At 59.1% G+C, this 18534-nt stretch carries 13 protein-coding genes and 1 tRNA gene; 8 read left to right on the plus strand and 6 right to left on the minus strand.

What is annotated here, in order from left to right; genetic code table 11:
* The first annotated feature begins 88 nt into the window (after positions 1-88).
* Positions 89-1633 carry an APC family permease gene (locus BLW03_RS19395; RefSeq protein WP_074656177.1) on the plus strand — a complete coding sequence of 515 codons (1545 nt, stop codon included), beginning with the start codon at positions 89-91 and terminating at the stop codon, positions 1631-1633.
* A 51-nt stretch (positions 1634-1684) separates the two neighbouring features.
* Positions 1685-3304, plus strand: a complete 1620-nt coding sequence (locus tag BLW03_RS19400; RefSeq protein ID WP_074655612.1) for an amino acid permease — start codon at positions 1685-1687, stop codon at positions 3302-3304.
* A 69-nt stretch (positions 3305-3373) separates the two neighbouring features.
* Here BLW03_RS19400 and BLW03_RS19405 read toward each other — a convergent pair whose 3' ends face one another.
* From BLW03_RS19405 to BLW03_RS19415, 3 genes are read right to left on the minus strand one after another with little or no spacing between them, the layout of a single operon-like run.
* Positions 3374-6175 carry a hypothetical protein gene (locus BLW03_RS19405; RefSeq protein ID WP_074655613.1) on the minus strand — a complete coding sequence of 934 codons (2802 nt, stop codon included), beginning with the start codon at positions 6173-6175 and terminating at the stop codon, positions 3374-3376.
* A gap of 56 nt (positions 6176-6231) precedes the next feature.
* Entirely contained in the window at positions 6232-6987 is a 756-nt protein-coding gene (locus BLW03_RS19410) for an ABC transporter ATP-binding protein (protein ID WP_074655614.1), read from the minus strand.
* A 55-nt stretch (positions 6988-7042) separates the two neighbouring features.
* Complete coding sequence (locus tag BLW03_RS19415; RefSeq protein ID WP_074655615.1) at positions 7043-8443, minus strand: efflux RND transporter periplasmic adaptor subunit; 1401 nt, start codon at positions 8441-8443, stop codon at positions 7043-7045.
* 292 nt (positions 8444-8735) lie between these two features.
* Between BLW03_RS19415 and BLW03_RS19420 the strand changes: the two genes are divergently transcribed.
* The 6 genes from BLW03_RS19420 (at position 8736) to BLW03_RS19445 (ending at position 16365) form a co-directional block, all read left to right on the plus strand.
* Positions 8736-10496, plus strand: a complete 1761-nt coding sequence (locus tag BLW03_RS19420) for a GWxTD domain-containing protein (protein WP_074655616.1) — start codon at positions 8736-8738, stop codon at positions 10494-10496.
* Between the two features lie 165 nt (positions 10497-10661).
* Positions 10662-12440 (plus strand): carboxypeptidase-like regulatory domain-containing protein, encoded by a 1779-nt coding sequence (locus tag BLW03_RS19425; RefSeq protein ID WP_074655617.1) that lies wholly within the window; start codon positions 10662-10664, stop codon positions 12438-12440.
* A gap of 157 nt (positions 12441-12597) precedes the next feature.
* A tRNA-Lys gene (locus BLW03_RS19430) sits at positions 12598-12673 on the plus strand.
* 326 nt (positions 12674-12999) lie between these two features.
* Complete coding sequence (locus BLW03_RS19435) at positions 13000-14430, plus strand: sensor histidine kinase (RefSeq protein WP_074655618.1); 1431 nt, start codon at positions 13000-13002, stop codon at positions 14428-14430.
* A gap of 4 nt (positions 14431-14434) precedes the next feature.
* Positions 14435-14860, plus strand: coding sequence for a response regulator (locus BLW03_RS19440; protein WP_074655619.1), 426 nt, complete (start codon positions 14435-14437; stop codon positions 14858-14860).
* Positions 14842-16365 (plus strand): hybrid sensor histidine kinase/response regulator, encoded by a 1524-nt coding sequence (locus BLW03_RS19445; protein ID WP_074655620.1) that lies wholly within the window; start codon positions 14842-14844, stop codon positions 16363-16365. Before BLW03_RS19440 ends, BLW03_RS19445 begins: the two co-directional genes overlap by 19 nt.
* Before the next feature lie 14 nt (positions 16366-16379).
* Here BLW03_RS19445 and BLW03_RS19450 read toward each other — a convergent pair whose 3' ends face one another.
* Genes BLW03_RS19450 through BLW03_RS19460 form a run of 3 tightly spaced genes read right to left on the minus strand, consistent with a single transcriptional unit; the run spans position 16380 to position 18505 of the window.
* A complete protein-coding gene (locus BLW03_RS19450; protein ID WP_074655621.1) occupies positions 16380-17240 on the minus strand; it encodes a copper resistance D family protein in 861 nt (286 codons plus the stop codon).
* 5 nt (positions 17241-17245) lie between these two features.
* A complete protein-coding gene (locus tag BLW03_RS19455; RefSeq protein WP_074655622.1) occupies positions 17246-17602 on the minus strand; it encodes a copper resistance protein CopC in 357 nt (118 codons plus the stop codon).
* A gap of 45 nt (positions 17603-17647) precedes the next feature.
* Positions 17648-18505 carry a hypothetical protein gene (locus BLW03_RS19460; RefSeq protein WP_074655623.1) on the minus strand — a complete coding sequence of 286 codons (858 nt, stop codon included), beginning with the start codon at positions 18503-18505 and terminating at the stop codon, positions 17648-17650.
* Positions 18506-18534 lie beyond the last annotated feature (29 nt).

Consider the following 18534-nt stretch of genomic DNA (forward strand, 5'->3'; position numbering starts at 1 on the left):
TGTTGATGTACGCGAGATCAGGCTGCTTTTGCTACGGAATCTTTCATCATTGGCTGATGCGCTGCGGAACTGGTACAACAAAGCACACGTGTCCAACGAAACGCTCTCACCAGATCCGACCCAGCCGGAGTTCGTCAAAGGCCTTGGTCTCTTTTCCGCCACGGCCATCGTCATGGGATCCATGGTCGGCTCGGGCATCTTCATCGTCTCGGCCGATATGTCGCGGACGTTGGAATCGCCCGCGCTCCTGATTGCCGCCTGGCTCGTTACCGCGATTATGACGGTCGTCGCCGCGCTCAGCTATGGCGAACTTGCCGCGATGATGCCAAAAGCCGGTGGACAGTATGTCTACCTGCGCGAGGGGCTCGGCCCAGTCTGGGGATTTCTTTACGGCTGGACGCTCTTCCTTGTCATTCAAAGCGGCACCATCGCAGCCGTTGGCGTGGCGTTTGGCAAGTTCCTCGGTGTCTTTGTACCGTCCGTGTCGGCGAGCCACTGGATCTGGCATATCGCACATGTTCCGGCGCTGAATGTCGGACCCATGGTGCTTGGCAACATGGACGTCGGTCTGAGCACGGCGAATCTGACGGCCATCCTGATCATCACGCTCCTCACCGTGCTGAACACGCTGGGAGTGAAGCTCGGCGCGCTGATCCAGAACGTCTTCACCTCGGCCAAGATCGTCGCGCTGCTGATGGTTGTCGGACTGGGTCTCCTGGCAAAAAATGCAACCGCCATTGCAGCGAACTTCAGTGGGGGCAATTTCTGGCAGGGCGCGGGGCTTCACTCCTTGCACCCGGTCACCGTTGGTGCGGGCGGCCCGACGGCAATGGTTGGCTTCCTTACCGTGATTGCCGTTGTCCAGGTCGGCTCGCTGTTCTCAAGCGACGCCTGGAACAACGTGACCTTTACCGCAGGCGAGATCACGCATCCCAAACGGAATTTGCCCCTGTCACTGGCGCTCGGCACCGGCGTTGTGCTGGCGCTCTACATCGCGTGCAACTTCATATACCTTGCAGTGCTGCCGCTGCACGGCTCGCCCGAAGGCACCAGCATCATGGCGCGCGGCATCCAGTTCGCTAGCGAAGATCGTGTCGCGACCGCAGTCATGGAACAGGCCTTCGCGGGCTATGGCGCGAGGATCATGGCGCTTGCCGTGATGATCAGCACCTTCGGCTGCGCCAATGGCATGTTGCTGAGCGGCGCGCGCGTGTACTACACGATGAGCCAGGACGGGCTGTTCTTCAAGGCTGCCGGCAAGCTCTCGCCGAAGTCGAAGACGCCCGTCGTGAGCCTGTGGGTGCAGTGGGCCTGGACCTGCTTCCTTTGCCTGTCCGGCTCGTATGGACAGCTGCTGGACTATGTCGTAGTCGCCGTTCTGATCTTCTATATCCTGACGATCGTCGCGCTCTTCGTCCTGCGCCGCACACGCCCCGACGCCGATCGGCCCTACCGGGCGATAGGCTACCCGGTGCTGCCAGGCCTCTACATCGTGATGGCTACCTTCGTCTGTGTTGTACTCTTACGCTATAAACCGCAATACACGTGGCCGGGAATCCTCATTGTGCTGCTAGGGCTTCCCGTTTACTTCCTCTGGCAAGGGAAGACCGGCCGTCCTGCGGAATCCCAGTAATCGCGAACGTCTGTAGTAAGCACCACCAAGATCAAGGAGTACCCCAAACGCATGGCTGATTTGTTCGCCAAAAAAACAATGGAATCGCTGATGACGGAGGCGCACGAAGAGGGAACACACTCTCTTCAGCGGTCCCTCGGTCCGGTTTCGCTTACGATGCTCGGCATTGGTGCCGTGATCGGCGCTGGCATCTTCGTCTTGTCTGGCCTGGGAGCGCACTCCGCTGGACCATCGTTGATGCTGGCATTTGTTCTGTCGGGACTTGGCTGCGCGTTTGCGGGTCTCTGCTATGCAGAATTCGCCGCGATGATTCCTTTGGCTGGCTCGGCTTACACCTATGCGTATGCGACTCTCGGTGAGTTGTTCGCCTGGATCATCGGTTGGGATCTCACGCTGGAATACGCCATGGGTGCCAGCACCGTGTCGTCTGGTTGGTCGAATAATTTCGTCGAGTTTCTCAACATCTTCGGCCTGAAGTTTCCGCTGTGGCTGGCCTACGATCACTGGACTGGTCTGCGTACCGCCCTTGAGCGCGTGGCACGTGCTTCGCTTGCTGCCCAGAGGCCTGACCTGCATCCTGGCACCATGCCGTTCGCGGACGCTCTTTCAGCGATCATGGCGCATCCGTCTGCAGCCCTTTCGGCACAGGCACACGCGTTGCTGAATGCGCCGCATGTCTTCGGCGTGGAGATTGGTTTCAATCTTCCGGCCTTCATCATCGCGCTGCTGATTACAACCATCCTTGTGATCGGTATCCAGGAGTCTGCGAAGTTCAACTCTGGCATCGTGGTCATGAAGCTGGCGATCGTTCTGTTCGTCATCGGTTTCGGATCACACTACGTCAACCGTGCCAACTGGGGTACGGACTGGCACAGCTTTGCACCCTTCGGCGTGGGCGGTATCGGCCTGGCTGCTGGACTCGTATTCTTCAGCTACATTGGCTTCGACGCCGTCTCCACCACGGCTCAGGAAGCGATCAATCCGCAACGCGATATGCCCATCGGCATCATCGTCTCGCTGTCGCTCTGCACAATCCTCTACATAGGTGTCGCCGCTGTATTGACTGGCATGGTGCCGTGGCAGTCTATCAACATCGAAGCGCCGATCGTTCGCGCCTTCCTGGAATACAAGGTTGGCTGGGCTGCTGACGTTGTGACCATTGGTTCCATCGCCGGCCTTACCTCGGTCATGCTGGTCATGCTTCTCGGCCAGTCGCGCGTGCTGTACGCGATGGCGAAGGATGGCCTGCTGCCGCGGAAGTTTTTCGGCGACATTCACCCGCGCTTCCGTACACCCTGGAAGGGCACGATTCTTGCAGGGCTTCTTGCTGCCATCGTTGGTTCCGTCACCCCTATCGACGACATCGGCAAGATGGTGAACATTGGAACGCTGCTGGCGTTTGTGATCGTCTGTGTTGCGGTTGTAATGTTGCGTCGCACGGATCCGGACCGCCCGCGCCCCTTCCGCGCACCGCTGGTCTGGCCGATTCCGGTTGTGCCGGTGCTGGGTGTTTTGTTCAACGGCTACATGATGTTCAAGCTGGGACCAGCCAACTGGATCCGTCTGGTCGTGTGGCTCGTGATTGGCCTGGTCGTGTACTTCACCTACAGCCGGAGACACAGCCGCGTGCAGCATGGCCTGCTTCCTGTAAAACCGGTTGACCACCTGTAGATTCAATGAAACGGAATGACGAAGGCCGCCAGCGATGGCGGCCTTCGTCGTTCGGGAATGGTAATGAGCTCAGTGCGAATTGCCCCCTGCCGGTGATTCCGTGGGCGCCACTGCGCTAGGCGGGTTGCCGCTTGTGGCCGCCGGCGCGAGAGCAGAAGCTACGTGGCGGGAACCGCCCGCCAGTGCCGATCCTGCCACCACGGTGGTGACCGCTGACGGGTTATCTCTGAGTTTCAGAAAGAGCGTGTGGTTGTCTACGGGCCGCGGCACCGGCAAGCTCTCGCCAGCGAAGCCGAGCGGTACCTCTGCCGGCGCGGTGAAGGTGCTGTCAGCAGCAACGGAGTCAACAAGGAACAGGTCGCTCCCCGTCATCTGGCAGCCCGAGTCGACGAGTGGTGCCTCCTCCGTGGCATGTTCCACCTGCTTTTCGGCGGAACGCTCTGCCGCACGCTCCGACACCCGAGGGGCTGGCTTTGTGCAGCTGATGCTGGTGATGGTGGGCGTACGCACGAGCGTTCCCAAAGGTATCCAGTCGCCGACGGTACCGTCATCTGAGAGTGCACGGAGTTGCAGGGGACCAAATGCGGATGTGCCGAAGGCCTTCGCCGGCGATAGAAACGCCAGAGCCGTGTGATTGTCCTGCAGCACCAGCGAGCCGTCGTTCAGCGAAAGCGTGGTCTTGAGGGAGCCATCTTCCAGTGCAACCTCTACCTTTTCCGACCTGGGAAAGCGTGCGGGGAAGTCAGAGCGAAGGGCGATCGTAATCTTCGCATTCAAGGGCAGATCATCTTTGCTGCCTAGGGCGAGCGGCAGCCCCGACTGACTCTCTGGCTTGATGGATTTGCTGAGCAAATTCAAGGATGGCCGCGCGGCATCGACCGTGAAGGGGACGGGAAGGATGCGGCCGTCGGCAAGGAAGACATCGGCAGTACCGCTCTCGCCGACGGTGGACAGTGGCGTCTTGGCCTTGGAAGCCTTGCTGGTGGCCAAACGCAGATCTTTGCCATTCGCAGGCTGCTCTTCCGTTGGCTTGTACTCAGCACCTGCCAGGTGGACTGTCTTCACTTCGCCTAGACCGCTGCCGGAGAGCATGGCATAGTTATCACCCGCGTGGATGTGCAACGCCTGCGGCCGAGTAGCGTCAGAGTACGCGGTGACCGCTACTTTCTCGACCTTGGAAGTACCGAACTGGTGAACGAGAAGGGATACATTGCCCGGCGCTGATTTCTCAAGCGGCAGCTTGACTTCAAGCCCCTGCGGCCCCGCAGCGTCGTGTCGGCTGTTCTGCTTCCACTGGAGCGGAGTACCGTGGCCCGCCTGATCAAGATCGACTGCTGACGCGCATGCGGTACCATCTGCCCGCAACGTCAACTGGTTCGATCGGCCGGCAAACAGGTCGTTGTGCGTCGCCGCGTTCCAGCCACCGCCGACACGTCTCTGCAGGGGCACGGTAACGCCCGTGAAACTGTCAAAGCCCCACGCGCCGCGGAGCGTGCCGGTGATCTGAAGATCCCCGGTCGTGTCGCTGGCCACTGTCTCAAGCGCAGCAGGTGCGTGTACGGAGTTTTCTGCGGCAGCTCTGTTGGCGGCGGCAGCGGGCATCCCAGTAGGATTCTCAGCTGAATCGCGTGCCTCGGGAGCAGCGACTGCCAGCGGTTTACGTTCGTGACCATTCGTGAGGATCAGGCCGCCTTCAAAGGCATCGGGAGCGAGCGGCAAGTCCGTCTTGCCATTGAACGTAGCACCGTTGTTGAGGTGCAGAACCAGGTCGTGCGCGAAGCCTGTTGCGAAGACGAGCGGCGCGCCCTCAAGCGGTAGGACCATAGACGGCTGTAAAAGGCAGGACACATGCGCGGCGTCCTGCAGACGCAGCGGCGGCGCTACGGAGGGCTGGATCGCAGGGAGCGCGACGACGATAACAGACTTGGGATTGTGAAACGACGGCGGCGTGTTCAGACGCAGATTGAGAGTCTCGCCATCGGGAAAGGCAATTGCAGGAATGTACTGAAATTGGGCAGTGTGGATCCCGTTCATCAGTCGTACAAGATCGATGACGGTACCAACATACGCGGAATACAGGCCTGCGCCACCGGAATTCGCGACTGGTGAAGCGGCCATGGCACCGATCAGGTTGGCGGAGTCGCCGTTCGTCAGCAGTGAAGCCAGTGTTTGCCCGTGACCATCGTCCATCAGGAGCTGCGTGCCGGTCTGCCGCAGGCATGCCATCTGCTGGTCCGGTTCTTTCTTGAAGCAGTCCTCGTTCGGCTTCAGGTTGAGCGTTGCAGCCAGTTTGTGAGAGTGGTCCGATAGCTCCGCAGGAGAGCCGACCGGAACGCGACGGATTGCCTGCAAGTAACGTTCGATACGCGCCTGCTCAAACGAGGCCTCGATGAGGTCCTGTGCCGCGCGGACAAAGAGCCCCGGGCGACCGGTCACCGCGGACTTCAGCGTGGAGTAGTCTCCGCCTGTCTCCGGCGCAAGAAAAATCAGAGCCTGCTGCGCCTCAGCCGGGACAGTGATGGTCACCCCTTCGGCTGAGGTTTTCTTGTCCCACGTGTTGACGCGGGTGAACCAGTTCTCTGGAGGGGGATTGGTGCTGCCACGCAGAAATGCGATGACCATGACCAACTTCACAGATTGTGTGGACGGAAGGTTGGCGTGGATCGTAAGTTTGTCGCCCGCCTGCAGATTCGGCACCATGGCGATCGGCAGCGACTGGTCGCCGCGCTGTACATGCACGTCGATCTTCGGACCTGTCAGATCGAATCGTCCACCAGCACCAACCTGCGCAGAACCGGGAATGCTGAGGTACGCAGACGCCGCGAGTCCGAGGATCAGCGTTCGAAGCGTGTTGTTGGTCACTACAGCCATCGTTCCAAGTTTAGACGTTTGCGAAGGGGCAGTCGTCGCTTGGCGGAAAGATCGAGCTAAACAGCAACAGCGGAGGCGCGGGGCGAAGGATGATCACTGGCGATCACGCCATCACGAATGGTGACGACGCGGTTTGCATGTTCTGCGATATCCGGCTCGTGCGTGACCAGGACGATGGTATTGCCTTGACGATGCAGATCCTCGAAGAGCGCCATGATCTCAACGCCCGTCTTGGAGTCGAGATTGCCAGTTGGCTCATCGGCGAGGATGATCGACGGCGAGTTGACCAGGGCTCGGGCAATGGCAACACGCTGGCGCTGGCCGCCCGACATTTCGTTCGGCTTGTGATCCATGCGCGACCCCAGGCCGACCGACTCCAGGACAGCCTTAGCGCGAATGATGCGGTCTGTGGCATTCGTGCCGTTGTAAATGAGCGGCAATTCGACGTTATGGAGCGCGGTCGCACGCGCCAGCAGGTTGAACGTCTGAAAGACGAAGCCGATCTCCTTGTTTCGGATACGCGCAAGTTCGTCGTCAGACAGGCGCGATACATCATGCCCGTTAAGGCAGTAGCTGCCCTGCGTCGGCGAATCGAGGCAACCGATCAGGTTCATCAAGGTGCTCTTACCGCTGCCTGACGGGCCCATGATGGCGACGTACTCATTGCGGCGTATACGGAGATTGACCCCACGCAAAGCGTGTACCTCCTGCTCGCCCATCACGTAGGTCTTCCACAGATTGTCTGTGACGATGACCTCGCCGGGCTCGCAGAAGACGTTGTTGCCGGTCACGGTACTGGTTGCTGTCGCCATACTCACCTTTGCAGTCTACTGCGCGGTCCGCGCTTCACGCGATTGCCCGTTGCCGTTACGAGGAGGTCTCGGTCGTCTCGGGTGTGGTGTCACGTTTGATGGTGGTGCCGCTGGCAAGGGAGCGAAGGATTTTGTAGCGCCCGGTGACAACCTCGTCGCCGGCCTGAAGGCCGCCCGTCACCTGGATATCGGTTGACCCGGTGATGCCGGTCGTTACCGGCCGAAAGTAGGCGCGCAGCTTACCGTTTTCGTTCTTCACCACGTAGACGCCCTGCTGTTTGTTCGCGTTCTTGTTGCTGGTCGCGGCGGAAGCAATGTCACCCTCTGGCGGCTTGCCGTGGTTTTTTGCAAGAATGGCCTCTGCTGCTGGATCGCGTGTGACCAGCGCCTGCAAGGGTAGGATTACTGCGTCCTTCACCGATGCCGTGCGGATCTTCGCGGTGGCAGACAAGCCGGGACGCAACAGGTCGTTGTTCTGGCCGTTCACGTTGTCGAGTGTGACGACGACTTTGAAGTCCTTCGCCTCTTCCGTGCCGGTCGTGGACTGTGAAGTCGCAATACCGGTGGTGCGCAGCAACGCCTGGTCGCCAACCTCGGTGACATGACCGTGAAAGGTCCGGCCGGGAAGGGCATCGACCGTTACATCAACAGCCTGGTCCATCTTTACGTTGATCACATCGGTCTCATCGACCTTCACCTCTGCGGTGATGACGGACATGTCCGCAACGGTCATGAGCGTGGAACCCTGTGCATTCTGAATGCCGGTGACCATCGTCTCTCCCTCGCGGACTGGAACGTTCGTGACGAGGCCGTCATAAGGAGCGCGCGAGATGGTTTTATCCAATGCGTCGAAGTTCACGCGCTGCGAAGCGACCTGCTGATTGACGTGGGCACGAGCGGAGTCCGTCTGTGCCTTGGCCTGAGCAAGTGCAGCCTCTCGCTGCTGCACAGTCGCTGCACTCACGTCGAAGGCTGCTTTCTTCGAGTCATAATCCTGCTTGGCGACAAGCTTCTCGTTGTAAAGAGCCCGATAGCGATCGATGTCAAACTTTTTCTGCTCCAGGTCGGCCTTCGCTTGGGACAGGTTCGCATCGGCTGTTTTTTCCGCGGCAAGATAGCTGCTCACGTCCGTTTTCATCGAGGCAATGTTGGCCGACTGGGCAGACACCGTTGCTGCGGGTTGCACGCTTTCCAGCGTTGCCAGAACCTGCCCCTGTTTTACGTGGTCACCCTCTTTGGCATACAGGTGCGTGATGCGACCGAAGGCGGTGGCGCCGATGTTGACGTAGGTTTTGGGCTTGATCTGTCCTGTACCCGTCACGACGGAGGTGAGGTCTTCACGCTGGATCTTCGCCGTGGTCACGGCGATCACGCCGGCGCGGCTGTGAAAGATCGTTCCACCCACAATAGCGGCCAGAACCAGAACTCCTGCCACAATCAGCAACACTTTTTTCATAAGTCGCTATACCTGTTTGCCGCAAACGGCGTTCGTCGAGTGAGCCCAGCGGTGCGTAGCCTAGTACGCGGAGCGCCCCCAGAATGTTCCACGATGCAAATTGCATCGCTTCAGGAAATCTTTGGCACTCGATTTCGCCTGCACTTCGTCCAAGATGATAGCAGCGCAAATTGGCGTGGTGGTGAGCATTCGGGAACGCTGGGAATCTAATCGTCTCCAACGCTTGCTCGCCCGTTTACCGGACTTTACAATACAGTGACCCGGGCTACGGCCCGCGTGGAGTTGCAGGGCGATGAGCAGAGCAGTTTGGCAGGGTTGGATCGGCGCCGCGGCGTTGATGTTGGGTGGAATTTCCGCGGTGGGCCACGCCCGCGCACAGGCGTCAAACGTTACGCCGACGCCCACGGGGGAGACCACGCCGACCGTCAACAAGTCTGCACCGCCTGAAGAGCGTCCCGACCCGATGAAGCGCCGATTGAGCGATCGCGAGCGCATTCAGCAGCAGAAGTACCTCAAGAACGAATTGAAGCCGGACGGGACTTTCAAGAAGTGGCTGGAGCAGGACGTCGTCTGGATCATCTCCGACGAAGAAATCTCTGCTTTTAAGTCGCTGAAGAATGATGAAGAACGCGAGAACTTCATTGAAAACTTCTGGCTGCGCCGTAATCCCAATCCGGATTCGCCAGACAACGAGTTCCGTGAGCAGCACTACGCGCGCATCGCTTACGCGAATGAGCACTTCGCGGCTGGCAAGCCTGGCTGGAAGACCGATCGTGGTCACATCTATATCGCGTACGGCAAGCCCGATTCCATCGACTCTCACCCGAGCGGCGGATCGTATGACCGTCCGATGGAAGAGGGTGGCGGCACGACCTCGACCTTCCCGTTTGAGACATGGCACTACCGTTACTTGGAAGGCATCGGCGACAACATTGATCTGGAATTTGTCGACACCTGCCAGTGCAACGACTACCACCTGACCATCGATCGCTCCGAGAAGGACGCGTTGAAGTATGTCGCCGGCGCCGGTCAGACTCTGTACGAGCAGACCGGGCAGGCAAGTCGCGCTGACCGTATGAACGGTGGACTCGAGCAGCTCGGTAAGGGGCCGATGTCGAGCTCGCAGCAGTCGAAGCAGTTCGATCGCATTTCTCTGTTCGCCAAAATTCTTGCCGCGCCGCCCATCAAGTTCAAGGATATGGAGCAGTACATCACCTCGTCACAGATCTTGAAGGGGCCGCCGTTTCTCTTCGATGTACGCACCGATTACGTCAAGGTGACGAATGACACCGTGTTGGTGCCGGTCACCCTGCAGATCCAGAACAAGGACATCACCTTCCAGACCAAGGACAGCGTATCGACTGGTACGGTCAATATCCTTGGGCAGGTGTCCAACATCAATCACCGTATTGTGCAGACGTTCGAAGACACCGTGAACGTTCAGGTGCCCTCGGAGTTCCTGGCGAAGACGCAGGCCAACAAGAATATGTACTGGAAGGCGCTGCCGTTGCGTCCCGGCATGTACAAAGTGGACATCGTCATCAAAGATGTCAACAATCCGGAGCACATCGGTACCTGGCGCCGGTCTGTCAACGTGCCCAAGTATGACGATGATCGTCTCTCGGCATCTTCCTTGATTCTTGCCTCCAGCATGGCCCGTGTGCCGTCCAAGGAGATTGGCGCGGGTTCCTTCGTCATCGGCAATACCAAGGTAATCCCAAGCGTTTCAGCGAATCCGGCGTTACCGGTGATCTTCAAGAAGAACAGCAGTCTGAACTTCTGGATGCAGGTCTATAACCTGGGCATCGATGAGAAGAGCAAGCAAAACAACGCGGAGATTCAGTACCAGGTCACCGATCTGGCGACGAACAAGTTCGTTCTGGACACGACTGAGTCCACGGCGAAGACGAACCCGAATGCTGACCAGGTGACGCTCGAAAAGAGCCTGCCGCTGGGCAGCCTGCAACCGGGCAAATATTCGCTGGCCATCAAGATCAACGATGGTGTTTCAAAGCAGCAGATTTCGCAGACGGCCCCCTTCGTAGTTGAGTAGTTTGTGGAGTAGACTGCAGGGGCAAGGCGGTAAGGGTACGGTACGTTCCGGGAAGAGGGCTGGCGCACGACACCACAGCGCGGCTCCTTCTGGTTTGGTTTTCCCAGGTTCGGCAAGGTTGAACCTTTTGGGCGAGGCTGAGACGCGAAGAAGGTACATCCAGCAGTGAAGCAGTTGACCTTGCAACACGGTGTTTATCTCACGCTCACAGCGCTGGCCTCCGTTTGTGCCGTCGCGGGCGCTGAGGCACAGGTGTCGCGTAGCGCAGATATATTTGGAGCCAGCACCGTAAGCGGCATCATTCGCGATGCCGATGGTGTTCCTCAGATGGGCGCCCTTGTTGAGGCGCTGCTCCCGGACACCACGATCGGTGCCAGTGCGGTCACGGACGCGCGTGGCCGCTACCACCTCAGTCTTCGGCCGGGAAGCTATCGGATTCAGGCGACAGCCGCGCTCTTTCTGCCCGCCATTCGCGATCGGCTTCAGGTGCTGCGTGGCGGCCGGACCGTCGTTAACCTGACAATGTCGACTTTGCTCGCACCGGGCGGCTGGTTACCTGTGACACGTCGCACGACCAGCGAACCAAGTGACGACTGGATCTGGACGCTTCGGTCCTCTGCAAGCCGGCCAATCCTGCGATTTGAAGATCAAGGCACGAGCTCCTCTCAACGGGATGACGAAGAGAGCGAAGGTCCTCTTGCGGTCTCTTCGAGTCGTCAGGAGACTCGTCGCGGTGCCTCCGGTGGCAGCGTCACGGTGAAGAATAGCCAGGGTGGATTCGCGCGCGGCGGTAGTCACAATATTCTTGTCCTGACGCGTGTAAATGAGGATGGCAGTGGAGCTGTCGTACGCGCGGATCTTTCGGGCACGCGTTCGCCCTACCCAGTAGCCCCCTCGGCAGAAGTCAGCATTGGCACGCAGCGCCGAACACCGCTGAATGGATTTACGCGCGCCGTGCTGACCTATTCCAACCATCCGGAACTTACCGCAGGCCGAGGCATGACGGGAATGCAGGGTGCAACGCTGCGTTCGGCTCAGCGCGTTGATGTGGGTGACCTTATGCGGGTCGACGCTGGCAGCGTGATGCGTGAGAGTAATCTGGGCGGCAATGCGTTGATTGTGGAGCCATTTCTGCGCGTTTCAGCGCACGGTCCGGCGAGCCTGGTGCTTGCCTACAGCATGACCCGTTCCCGCGGAACACAAAGCCTTGACGATCTTGATCGCGTCAGTGCACCGACCCCTGTTGCCGTGATGCGCAGCGGTCACATGCGACTCGAGACGGGAAGCCATCATGAGCTTTCTGCGGCTGGCCAAATCCCCGGGGGAGGCATCGTCGAAGTAGCCATCTACCATGATGCATTCAACAATCCGCTGATCGCTGGCGTTGGTACGCTTGCCGCCGCCGATATACCGGCCGAGGGACTGGTTGCTGACCCCACGACGGAGACCTATCGCGTTGCGGGCCGTAACTACAGCAGCGCAGGCGTTCGGGCATCCATTCGCCAACCGGTCACCAAGTCAATGAACGTTGGTGCGGAAGTCGCTACGGGCCAGAGCTTGAAGGCAGAGCACTTGTCGAACGCATCCATGACTGAAGTTCTTGGTGGTCTGACTCCCTCGCAGGTCTATGCGGCCACGGCTTACGCGGACGGCAAAATTCTCCATACTGGTACGACTGTACGCGCGAGCTATCGCTGGCAGCCTCTCCGCGCACTGACCGCTGTGGACGCATACCGGGTCGGCGATGATGGGGCATACCTGTCCTGCTCTATCCGTCAGTCCCTCGGCCACACGCGGCTATTGCCGCAGGGCCTCGAAGCCGTAGTGGATGTGCAAAACCTTCTGGCGCAGGGATACCAGCCATTCCTTTCCAGCGATGGCACGACCATGTATCTGGCGCAAACACCGCGTAGTATCCAAGCGGGGCTGTCGTTCACTTTCTAACAGCGGTCTGCTCTGGTTTGACCCTCTTCCTGTGCTATATTTATCTAGTCGCGCAACTGCGCGGCATGCTGTGAACAGGGCTAAATAACCCGTCGAAGGCGCCCGCCTTCGAGCCGTATCGACCCGTTCGGGTCTCCTGCTGGCTCACACCAAACCTGGACGCGTAGCTCAACTGGCAGAGCATTCGACTCTTAATCGACAGGTTGTAGGTTCGATTCCTACCGCGTCCACCAATCTCCTTATCAACGAAGCGCATGTGCGATGTCCCGGCGACGGGACGCAACGCCTACCTGTCCTTTCGTACTTCATCCGGTCTCTCACGGTGCGATGCACTCGGGTCAGGTAAGGGGTAGCAAACGCAGATACGGTGCCCCTTCGTGGCCGCTAAAGGTTCCTGTGGTGCTTCGAGGCAGTGCTTCTAACGTGGTCAGCAAGCACGGGAACGTTTGAAACGCGTCCATCAACCTGCGCATCCTGTGAAGTCAATCAAGATGCTCTCTCGATTTTGGCGTTCTTTCGTGCCGATGCTGCCGTGCGGGGTCGCCTACAATGTCGGAATATGCCTGCCCGGTCTTCCCGTTCTGTGGTTCCATTGGCGCTTTTTGCGGCAGTGCTTGTTGTAGCGATGAATACCTGGTTCGCCGTCTCCGCGGTGCGATCGCTGCTGGATAGCGAAGCATGGCTTGCACACACATGGGAGGTCATCGGCCAGGAAGAGCGATTGATGCTCAGTGTGACCAACGCAGAGACTTCAGCCCGTGCGTTTGTGATCACGGGGCAGGAGCCTTTTCTTGCACCGTTCCTGGAGGCAGAGCGCACGCTTCCGGCTGACGTGCAACAGTTCAAGGATTTAACCCTCGACAATCCCATTCAGCAGAGCACCATTGCCGAGGTGAAGGCGTCCATCGAACGGCGTATGACCATGCTGCGCCAGAGTACCGAGAACAGGCGCGATGGCGGTTTCGATGCGGCCGCAGCTCTCGTCTCAAACGGACGCGGCACCGAGGAGATGCAACGTCTCCGCATGCTCGTGGCTCAGATGGATGCTGAAGAGCGCCGGCTGCTGGCGAACCGCGCGGATGAGGCTCGACATAATGGATCACGAACAATGTTCGCCATCGGGCTTGCGTGCGTCCTTGATCTGATGATGATCGGTTTCGTGACCTGGTATTTCTGGCAGGAACGCTCGTTGCGTCTTGCGTCTGAGCTGGCGAATGAGCGGCTGGGACTGGCACGGGCGGAGGCGGAGCGATCCGCAGAAGAAGTCCGGGTGTTGAACCTGGAGCTGGAGCAGAGAGTCCGGGAGCGAACGGCAGAGTTGGAAACTACAAATCGAGAACTTGAGGCGTTCAGCTATTCCGTGTCGCATGACCTCCGGGCGCCTCTGCGTACGATTGACGGCTTCAGTCTGGCGCTGATGGAGGACTATGCCGACGTGGTGGACGACACGGGCCGCGACTACATCGCGCGCGTCCGCACCGGCGTTCAACGAATGGGCCAGTTGATCGACGCTCTGCTGCAACTCTCGCGCATTACACGAGCTGATGTGACGCGAGAGCTGATTAACCCCTCAGAGATTGCTGACCTCGTCGTTGCGCAATTGCGCGAAGATAATCCCGACCGCAAGATCGCTTTCACGGTCACACCCGGGCCGCAGGAAAATGCTGATCCGAAGCTTGTACAGGTTGCGCTCGAAAACTTGTTAGGGAACGCCGTCAAATTCTCCGCTCGACGGGAAGATGCTGAGATTTCATTCGGTTGGGATGAAGAGCAGAAGGCTTGGCGTGTGAAGGATAATGGCGCGGGCTTCGATATGCACTATAAGGACAAGCTGTTCAACGCATTCAATCGCTTGCACGGGGATAAAGACTTCAAGGGCTCGGGTATCGGTCTGGCCACCGTAGCACGTGTTATCCGCAGACATCATGGGCGCATCTGGGCCGATAGTGAGGTCGATCATGGCGCGACGTTCTGGTTTACGCTAGGATGACGGCATGGCTGAGGCTACACGTTTGATCCTGCTTGTTGAAGACGATCCTGACCACGAACTGTTGACGATACGTGCGTTGAAGAAAAGCAACATCGCCAATGAAGTAAAAGTGGCGCGTGACGGGGAAGAAGCTCTCGGAGCTCTCTTCGGGCCAGATGCTGTGCGCCCGCAGCTGGTACTGCTGGACCTGAAGCTACCAAAGGTGGAAGGTCTTGAGGTCCTTCGCCGGATCCGTGAAGACGACACGACCCGCATGCTGCCGGTGGTGGTTCTGACCTCCTCAGACGAAGAACGCGATGTGGTTCGAAGCTACAAGCTGGGCGTAAACAGCTACATCCGTAAGCCTGTGAACTTTACGGACTTCGCGGAAGCGACACGTCAGCTTGGAATGTACTGGCTGGTGCTGAACGAATGTCCGCCGATGAGCTAGTTCCACGGCGGCAGCTTCTGTTGCTGTTGGTCGAGGACAATCAGGATGATGCAGCTCTGCTGGAACGGCATCTTCGCCGAAACGGCTTTGCGCCTTCTATCACGCGCGTGGAGACCGCCGCGGAGATGGTTGCTGCCATTGCGGCGGGGCCGCCGGATCTGGTGATTGCCGACTACAACCTGCCAAATTTTAGTGGTCCTGCGGCGCTCAGCATCGCCCGGCAAAGCGGTTATGACCTTCCGTTCATCATGATGTCCGGTGCCATCTCGGAAGAGACGGCCGTGGAGAGCATGCGTGCGGGAGCGCAGGACTATGTCACCAAGCAGAATGTTGCGCGGTTGATTCCTGTCGTCGAGCGCGAACTGCGCGAGGCTGCTGCGCGTAAGTCACGCCTGATGGCAGAGCGCGCCCTCGCTGTCAGTGAGGCGCGTTTCCACCACCTTGTGGATGCGATGCCGCTGGGATTGCTGATCAGTCAGAGTTCAGGCCTCATCACCTACGCAAACGCCGCAGCGGAGCGACTGCTTGGCTTTCCGCCAGAGCAGGTGTTGCGCGGCAGCATCACGCTGGGCTCGTTATGCGGCGCGCTGGACGCACCATTCGCCGAACTGGAACACCGCGCTACCCAGGAGCCGTTTGAGGCGACCTGCACCACATCCGCGGGCATCGCGGTGGATGTGCTGGTGGGCATCGCGTTTCTTGATCGTGAGCAAGAGGCAGGGCAGCGCGAACTCGCCGTGTTCATTGCCGATTTGAGTCACCAGAAGCGCAGCGAAGAGGTCCTTCGCCGGACGGAAAAACTGGCGGTGGCGGGGCGGCTTGCGGCCTCCATCGCACACGAGATCAATAATCCGCTGGCAGCAATAACGAACTGTCTTTACTTGGTGCAACAGACGGAACTCAGTGATTTGGGACGCTCTTATTTGGAGATCGCGCAGAAAGAATTGGATCGTGTTGCGCAGATCACGGTGCAGACCTTGCGCTTCCATCGCCAGTCCAGCCGGCCCATGCCGACAGAGACCAGCGAATTGATCGAGACCGTTCTGGCGCTGTTCGAGTCGCGAATTCGTCGACAGGGAATCCAGATTCACCGGCGCTATCGCCAGACATCGCCGATCTTCGCATATGAGGGCGAGGTGCGACAGGTGATTGTGAACCTTCTCGGCAATGCGATCGATGCGATGCCGGGAGGTGGTCACATCACGGTTCGTACAGCCGAAACACATCATCCGGTCACCGAAGCGCGGGGGCTCGCTTTGACCGTATGCGATAGCGGCAGCGGTATGGGCGAAGAAACTATCGCGCATCTGTTTGAGCCGTTCTATTCCACCAAAGGCATCACCGGTACGGGCCTCGGTCTGTGGGTGTCCAAGGAGATTGTTGATCGCCACCACGGCAACATCAGGGTTCGCAGCCGCAAGAGCGTGGATGGCAACCCGGGCAGAACCACCTTCCGCGTGTTTCTGCCGATTGATGCATTCCCATCCCAGTCGGCGAGTCAGTAGCGCCAGGCGCTTGCTCATTCCCCCGGCGGGGGAAGGTTTGCGAGTGCCGCTGAAGCGACGAGTATGATCGTCATCGCGATGGCTTCAGCGCGCAGGATCGTCATGGACTGCCTGGATTTTGAGATCGTAGCTCGGTTCGGACGAGATAGCGCAAGGCGATTTAGGTAACCCAGTATCAGCGCGACCCCTACACCAAAGATCTTCACTCCCAGCACAAGACCCCATCTCGTCCCCAGCGTCTGCGGGATGATGCCGCTCGTGGCGAGATACGCCTTGACAACCCCGGTCACTGCAACGAAGCCGACCGCACAGGTGCTCCACCAGGAGAGGGCGGTTAGATAGAGAGCACTGCTTTTGTCATCGGCTACCAGTTGCGGTATGACGAGAAAGCCCGAGAGCATCACGCCACCACTCCAGATCGCCATGGATGCGAGATGGAGAAATTGCAAGGCCTGCGCGAGACTAACAACATTTTCCGTTGCTGCATGGCCTGAGCCCGAGCGAAAAAGCAGACAGCAGAGGAACGCCGCAACTGCAGCGCTGTCTCGGGATCGCACAAGCCTTGAGACTAGCAACAGGAGAAGAGCTGTCCCAAGCGTCAGGCAGAGCACAGAGCCGGCATGTGTCCTAACGATGTCCGGTAGAGAGGAGAGCAGCGCCCTCAACCCGGTCTTACCGGTGAATGTTGCCGCGAGGCAAAGCAGTTGAAGTGCCAGCGCAAAGACCAGGCTGGCTGCAGGAGCCGTCAACGGGATCAGCGCGGGGCCGTTCGGTACCCTGCGCAGCCATCGCCTTGCCAGCAGCAGGCCTGCAAGGGCAGCGAGGCTGAAGTCGATGAGCACGGACGCAAGGAAGCGAACGAGGAAGGAATCCACCGCTACTACTTTACTTTGAAGGAATAGTCGCCATCCATGCGATGGCCGTCTACCGCGGCACTGACCCAATGAACGTAATAAGTTCCGGGGGCAAGCTTTGGCAGGGGGAGACTGAGGTGCATGTGGTTTGCCGGGTCAGCGATGGTCTTGGCCTTCGAGAGGACCGTGCCCTTCTCGTCGGTAAGCGCCAGGGAACTGAACTTCGGGTCGAGTGCTTCGCTGAAGATGACCGAGAGTTCGGTCGGGGCCTCGACCGTTGAGTTCGCCGCTGGTTCCATGATCTTCGGCTTGGAGTGAGCAAATGCCGGAATGCTGAAGACGCTGGCCAGAGAAATCAGGGCGACAGTGCGGAGACGGAACATAGTATTTCCCCTTCGTTGGTGCGACGCCTCTACGACTGGCGTGCATTAGATCGCGGTAATGGTGAACTCAGCCACATACAGTTGTGTCCCGCCACGAAACTGTAACCAGAGCTTATAGCTCCCGGCTTCACGCAGCGCCAGGTGCAGCATCATCTCCGAGGGTGACGGACCGTTTTCTGGCATGGGTGGGGGCTCCTTGGTCATGTCCATGGAGTCACCGGCCATCGGGTGAACGTGAACGTAACTGAGGTCGCCTGCGTTCAGGAAGACTGCGTGACCGGGCACGCCCAGGTAGGGGTGGAGGTCTGTTGCTGGTTTGCCATCTTTCAAAATTGCGACATCCAGCATGCTCATGGTGCCGGCATGCAGGCGAACGCTGCTTAGATCGACCTCATACGGCCCGACCTGTACGCCCATGCCGGTCGGCGCAAGCGTTCGCGCTGGCGCGGATGCAGCTCCCACATCGAACTGGAAGCGTGATACCTGGTGGTTCATCTCGTTCGGCAGGCCGTCCGCATACACCAGATAAGTGCCCGCCGTGGGAAATGCCTGAGTCAGCACAAGATGACCGTCCGGGCGTAACGTCGGATGTTCGTGCAGGAACACCTTGAAGTCGTTCCGCACGATGATCATGTGAAGCTTCTTCGTCATCTCCACCTGGTAGCTCTGGATGGGCGCGGTTTTGCCTGGCAACGTCAGCCATAAGTCCAGTGACTTAGTGAGTGGCTTTCCCGCAACCGGCGACACCTTCAGGTGGCTATCCGTCAGCGGCTGTTGCCCTTGGAGGGCAAACTGCCCATGCAGGACCTGCGGTGCGTCGGACGTTGCTCTTTGCTGAGCCGTGTTGCCCAGAGCACATGCTGCGCCGAGCCAGAGCACAGACAGAAGCTTGATCTGCTTCAACGAGGAACTCCTGGGTTGGCTGCGATAGG

The organism is Terriglobus roseus (genome assembly GCF_900105625.1).
Taxonomy (GTDB): Bacteria; Acidobacteriota; Terriglobia; order Terriglobales; family Acidobacteriaceae; genus Terriglobus; species Terriglobus roseus_B.